3 protein-coding genes and 1 pseudogene are annotated in these 5558 nt (G+C 77.5%); 2 read left to right on the top strand and 2 right to left on the bottom strand.

Going from position 1 to position 5558, the window contains the following annotated elements; all coding sequences use genetic code 11:
• Positions 1-75 precede the first annotated feature (75 nt).
• Both ACFVXK_RS36830 and ACFVXK_RS36825 read right to left on the bottom strand, forming a co-directional pair.
• Positions 76-2331 (bottom strand): DUF5682 family protein, encoded by a 2256-nt coding sequence (locus ACFVXK_RS36830; protein WP_389621200.1) that lies wholly within the window; start codon positions 2329-2331, stop codon positions 76-78.
• Positions 2328-3434 carry an AAA family ATPase gene (locus ACFVXK_RS36825; RefSeq protein ID WP_389621197.1) on the bottom strand — a complete coding sequence of 369 codons (1107 nt, stop codon included), beginning with the start codon at positions 3432-3434 and terminating at the stop codon, positions 2328-2330. The genes ACFVXK_RS36830 and ACFVXK_RS36825 overlap by 4 nt, the downstream gene beginning before the upstream one ends.
• A 134-nt stretch (positions 3435-3568) precedes the next feature.
• Between ACFVXK_RS36825 and ACFVXK_RS36820 the strand changes: the two genes are divergently transcribed.
• Positions 3569-4912, top strand: coding sequence for an SWIM zinc finger family protein (locus tag ACFVXK_RS36820; RefSeq protein WP_389621194.1), 1344 nt, complete (start codon positions 3569-3571; stop codon positions 4910-4912).
• Positions 4913-5225: 313 nt separating this feature from the next.
• Positions 5226-5558 (top strand): annotated as a pseudogene (locus ACFVXK_RS36815) (hypothetical protein); the annotation flags it as partial.

Below are 5558 nucleotides of genomic sequence, written 5' to 3'. Positions count from 1 at the left end.
GGGTCTGGGGCGGAGCCCCAGGGAACGGGCGAAGGGCGGGGAGGGGCAATGCCCCCGGCCAGGGCAGGGGCACGGTCACGGCACCCCCAGCAGCAGCCGGGCCACTGCCGCCGCCGCGGACGCGCGGGACGGGTCCAGGGTGGGGGCGAAGCCCTCCGGGGCGGGGCCCGGGGCGCGCCGGGGGCCCGGGGCGCGGCGGGCCAGTTCGCCCAGGGTGCGCCGCACGCCCGGCTCGTACGCCCCGAACGTGCGCCGCAGCAGCGGCAGTACGTCGATGAAGGCGCCTTCCGGGACCGAGACCAGCCAGCCGTCGATCAGCCCCAGCAGCCGCTCGTCGTGGACCAGCAGCGTCCCACCGCCGGGGCCGCCCGCGAACCCCTCGATCCAGCCCGCCGCATCGGCCGGGGAGGCCGCCGGGGAGAGCGCGAGGCCCATCAGGCGGGCCGTCTCCTCGGGCGGGAGCCGCCCCTCGTCCAGCAGCAGCCGCGTCGCCCGGCCGCGTATCAGCCCGGGCACGCCGTCCCGCTCGGACAGCTTGCGCAGGACCGACGCCCAGCGGGCCCGCAGCCCGTCGTCCGCGTCGGCCAGGAGGGCCACCGCCCCGTGCACCCCGTCCAGGTGGCCCCGCAGCTCCGCGGCCCCGTCGGTGTCGAGCCCGGCCGCGCAGGCCGACGGCAGGGCCACGCAGATCCGCTCGGCCAGCCCGGCCGCGACCGTGCCGAGCGCCGCCGAGTCCGTGCCCCGGACGTCCCCGTACCGCAGCGAACGGGCCAGCGCGGGCAGCGCCTCGGCGAGCCGGGCCACATCGGTGTCCAGCGCCGCCAGGTCGGCCAGGGCCCGCAGCACGGCGGGCAGCGCCTGCGACAGCCCGGCCGGCAGGCACCGCTCGGCCAGGGCCGTGACCTCCCCCAGCTCCCCCGCCCCCGCCGCCTCCGCCTCGGCCTTGGCGGTGGCCGCGCCGAGGACTGTGGTGCCCCAGATCCCGGCCTCGGCGACCCGCACCGACAGCTCGGGCTCCCAGCGCAGCCGCCAGGTCTCCCGGAAGGTGCCCGTCCCGGCCCGGGAGGCGGTGGGCACTCCCCAGTCGACCCCGAGCATCCGCAGCCGGTGCAGGAGCAGGGACTTGGCCGCGTCGGTGTCCTTGCGCAGGTCCAGTTCCAGCTCCCGCTCCCGGGCCTCCGCCTTCAGCCGCAGCGAGCGCTGCCGGCGGGTGAGGTCCCGCTGGAGCGGTACGGCGGGCGCCGCGTCCGGTACCTCGCCGAGCACGTCCCCGACGACGAGCCGGTCCTCGACCAGCGCGAGCGGCACGTCGGAGCCGTCGCACATCACCGCCCGCACCGCCTCCAGCGTCTCCCCGAGCCCCGGCACCGGGCGGCCCCGGACGACGGCCAGGGTCTCGGCCAGCCGGACGGCCTCGATGACATGGGACGGGGAGACCTGCCGGCCCTCCTCCCGCAGCAGCCCGGCCACCTTGGTCAGCCAGCGCTCGACGGGCCGGTCCCGGGAGGCGAACAGGTGCGCGTACCAGCCGGGCGAGGTGACGCCCGCGCCGTATCCGCCGGCCCGGGCGAGCCTGCGGTGGGTCCAGGGCACCCAGGTGGTCTCCACCTTGGTCCGGGGCAGCCCGGTGAGCAGGGCCCGGTCGGCCGCGACCGTCGCCTTGGCGCGCAGCGCCGGCACGTGCCAGGCGCCGCACACCACCGCGTAGTCGTCGCCGAATTCCCGGCGGGCGGCCCGCATCCGCTGCCGCATGTGGGCCTCGCGGACCAGGTCGCGGGGGCGGCCGCCGTCCCCGTAGGCCTCGCGCAGGGCGCCCATGGCCTCCTCCAGTGCCCGGAAGGCGGCCAGCGGGTCCCGTACCGGCCCGCCGCCCCGGTGTTCGACGACGTCCTCCCACCACTGCTCCGGGTCCTCGTACCCGGCGGTCTCCGCGAGCACGGCGAGCGGGTCCACCGGCAGCCCGGCGGCCCGCGACTCCGCTTCCTCCTCCGTCTGCGGCTCGGCCAGGGTGTGCGCGGCGGGGAGGTCGACGAAGCGCACCGGGACGTCCCCGGCCTGGGCCCAGCGGATGGCCGCCCATTCCGGGGAGAAGCCGGCCAGCGGCCAGAACGCGGCCCGGCCCGGATCGTCCGCCGCGTGCGCGAGCAGGGCGACGGGCGGCCGCATCCCCGGCTCGGCGGCCAGGGCGAGCAGCGCGTCCCCCTCGGGCGGGCCCTCGATCAGCACGGCCCGCGGCTGCGCGTGGTCCAGCGCGGCCCGCACCGCCCGGGCGGATCCCGGCCCGTGGTGGCGGACCCCGAGGAGCAGCGGTCCGGCGCCGGCCGGGCTCATGCCGTCACCTCCCGGCAGGCGCGGTAGAAGTCCTTCCAGCCCTCGCGCTCGCGGACGACCGCCTCCAGGTACTCCTGCCAGACGACGCGGTCGGCGGCCGGGTCGCGGACGACGGCGCCGAGGATCCCGGCGGCCACGTCGGAGGGGCGCAGGACCCCGTCCCCGAAGTGCGCCGCGAGGGCGAGGCCGCCGGTGACCACGGAGATCGCCTCGGCGGTGGAGAGCGTGCCGCTGGGGGACTTCACCTTCGTGCGGCCGTCGCCGGTGACGCCGTCGCGGAGCTCGCGGAAGACGGTGACGACCCGGCGGATCTCCTCCAGTCCCTCGGGCACGGCGGGCAGGTCCAGGGCACGGCCCATCTGGCCCACGCGGCGGGCGACGATGTCGACCTCGTCGTCGGCGGTGGCGGGCAGCGGCAGGACGACGGTGTTGAAGCGGCGGCGCAGGGCGCTGGAGAGCTCGTTGACCCCGCGGTCGCGGTCGTTGGCGGTGGCGATGAGGTTGAAGCCGCGCACGGCCTGCACCTCCTCGCCGAGCTCCGGTATCGGGAGGGTCTTCTCGGACAGGACCGTGATGAGGGTGTCCTGGACGTCGGCGGGGATGCGGGTGAGCTCCTCGACGCGGGCGGTCGTGCCCCGGGCCATGGCCCGCATGACGGGGCTGGGGACGAGGGCCTCGCGGCTGGGGCCGTCGGCGAGGAGGCGGGCGTAGTTCCATCCGTAGCGGATGGCCTCCTCCGGGGTGCCGGCCGTGCCCTGGACCAGCAGGGTGGAGTCCCCGCTGACGGCGGCGGCCAGGTGTTCCGAGACCCAGGTCTTGGCGGTGCCGGGGACGCCGAGCAGGAGGAGGGCGCGGTCGGTGGCCAGGGTGGTGACGGCGACCTCGACGATCCGGCGCGGGCCGACGTACTTGGGCGTGATCACCGTGCCGTCCGCGAGCGTGCCGCCCTGGAGGTAGGTGGCCACCGCCCAGGGGGAGAGCTTCCAACGGGCCGGGCGGGGCCGGTCGTCGGCGGCTTCCAGGGCTTTCAGTTCGTGCGCGAAGGCGTCTTCCGCGTGCGGTCGCAGTGCCTCGGTGCCGGTGTCGTTCCCGTGCGTGCTCATGGTCCCCCTCCAGTGCTCGGCAGCCGCTCCCGACTGCTGTACCCACGGTGCACCACGCCACTGACAACGCCCCCTGTTCGAGGCGTCGTTGCAGGTCAGGGCGATTGTCAGTGGGGGTCTCTACGGTGGTTCCCATGACTGAGCAGGGGGTCCGCTGGACGGCGGAACAGGTACTGGCTCTGGCTCCTGACGAGGCGTCGCGCAAGGCGGGGGGCAGGCTGGGCGCGGCGGGTCCGTGGTCCCAGACCGGAGGTTCCGCTTCCGGCGCGCTGTGGGGGTTGTGCAAGGGCAGCGGCGCCACGCCGTACCGGACGGTCGTCGACCTGGCGGCCCCCGCGTACACGTGCTCCTGCCCGAGCCGGAAGTTCCCGTGCAAGCACGCGCTGGGGCTGCTGCTGCTCTGGTCGGCGCAGGGCCTGGGCGACCCGGCCGAGGCTCCGGAGTGGGCGGCGCAGTGGCTGGCGGGGCGCGCGGCGAAGGCGGCCCGCCCGGCGGCGGCCGGCCCGGTGGACGCCGAGGCGGCGCGCAAGCGGGCCGAGCGGCGCGCGGAGCGGGTCGGGGCGGGCGTCGCGGAGCTGGAGCGGCGGCTGGCGGACCTGCTGCGCGGCGGGATCGCCGGGCAGGGGCAGGCGGGGTACGCGGCGTGGGAGGAGACCGCCGCCCGGATGGTCGACGCCCAGGCGCCCGGACTGGCCTCCCGGGTAAGGGCGTTGGGGACAATACCCGGTTGCGGCTCCGGCTGGCCCGCCCGGATGCTTGAGGAGTTCGCGCTGCTGCACCTGTTGGACCGGGCCTGGCTGGGGGTGTCCGGACTGCCGGAGCCGTTGGCCGCGACCGTCCGGAACCGGGTGGGACTGCCGTCCTCGGCCGAGGGGGAGCCCGTCCGGGACCGCTGGCTCGTGCTCGCCCAGTACGACTCGGTGTCCCCGGACGGACGTCTCACCACCCGCAGGACCTGGCTGCGCGGGCTGGAGGGCGGACGGCCGGCGCTGGTGCTGGACTTCGGACCGCCCGGGCGGGCGCCGGGGCTGGCGCTGCCCGTCGGACTGGTGCTGGAGGCGGAAGTCCGCTTCCGGCCCGGGACGGCGGGGCTCCGGGCAGACCTGGGGGACCGTACCGCTGCCGCGGTGGCGGACCGCTCCGGGGCTCCGCCCGGGGTGGGCACCGGCGAGGCGCTGGAGGCCTACGGGGCCGCGCTGCGGGAGGACCCGTGGCTGGAGTCCTGGCCGGTGGTCCTCGGCCCGGTGATCCCGATACCGGGGGAGGCGGGCGAGGGGGTCTGGCAACTCGCGGACGCGGAGGGGACGTCCGCACTGCCGGTGGCCTCCGGCGGGGGCCGTCCGCGGTCCGCGCTGTGGCAGCTGGCCGCCCTCTCGGGCGGCGGCCCCGTCACGGTGTTCGGCGAGTGCGGCCACCGCGGCTTCACCCCGCTGACCGCCTGGCAGCCCGGCTCGCCCGAGCCGGTGCCGCTGGTCTGAGCAGCCGGGGAAGGGCGCGAACACAACCAGAACGCAGGGGGCCTGGGGGGATCCATGCCGTCTGACGGACCGACATGGAGGACGCGGAGGCGCGGGGGCGCCGACGCGCCGACGAGGAGCCGGGGGGCTTTCATGAACGACAACCACGCCAGCTGAACGGGTTCGTGCGGCACATCAGAGGCTCCGGTCCCGCGCAGGGGACGGGACCGGGGCCGGGCCGGCACGAGCACGAGAGCGAGTACGACCACGCGTACGAGGACGCGTACGAGGACGACGGACCGCCGACAGGGACGACCGACGAGGGAGGGGCCGGATGGACGAGGCCGACGAGACGTACGCGGAAGGGGACTGGGAGGCGCTGGTCACCGCCGCGCTGCTGGGCACCGAGCGGCGGGGCGGCACACCGGAGGCGCTGCTCGACGCGGCGGCCGTGCAGACGCTGCGCCGCCGCGCCGGGCTGCGGCCCGCACCGGCGGCCCGGGCGCCCCAGCCTGCGCCCCGGGACCCGCGCCCGGCGCCGCCGGAAGCGGCCCGGGGGCGGCTCGGGCACCGGCTGGGGGGGCCTGCGTGCGGGGGCGGCGCCGGGGGGGGGGGGGGGCCCCCGGGTAGGACGGTGGTGCTGCCGCACTGGGTGGGCGCCGCCGGG

The organism is Streptomyces sp. NPDC058157, from assembly GCF_042884105.1.
GTDB lineage: Bacteria > Actinomycetota > Actinomycetes > Streptomycetales > Streptomycetaceae > Streptomyces.
This window is presented reverse-complemented; position numbering and strand designations above follow the sequence as displayed.

Bases quoted from the DNA above. Each gene is read 5' to 3' on its own strand.
- ACFVXK_RS36830 (WP_389621200.1), bottom strand. From the start codon at position 2,331: ATGAGCCCGGCCGGCGCCGGACCGCTGCTCCTCGGGGTCCGCCACCAC.
- ACFVXK_RS36820 (WP_389621194.1), top strand. From the start codon at position 3,569: ATGACTGAGCAGGGGGTCCGCTGGACGGCGGAACAGGTACTGGCTCTG.
- ACFVXK_RS36825 (WP_389621197.1), bottom strand. From the start codon at position 3,434: ATGAGCACGCACGGGAACGACACCGGCACCGAGGCACTGCGACCGCAC.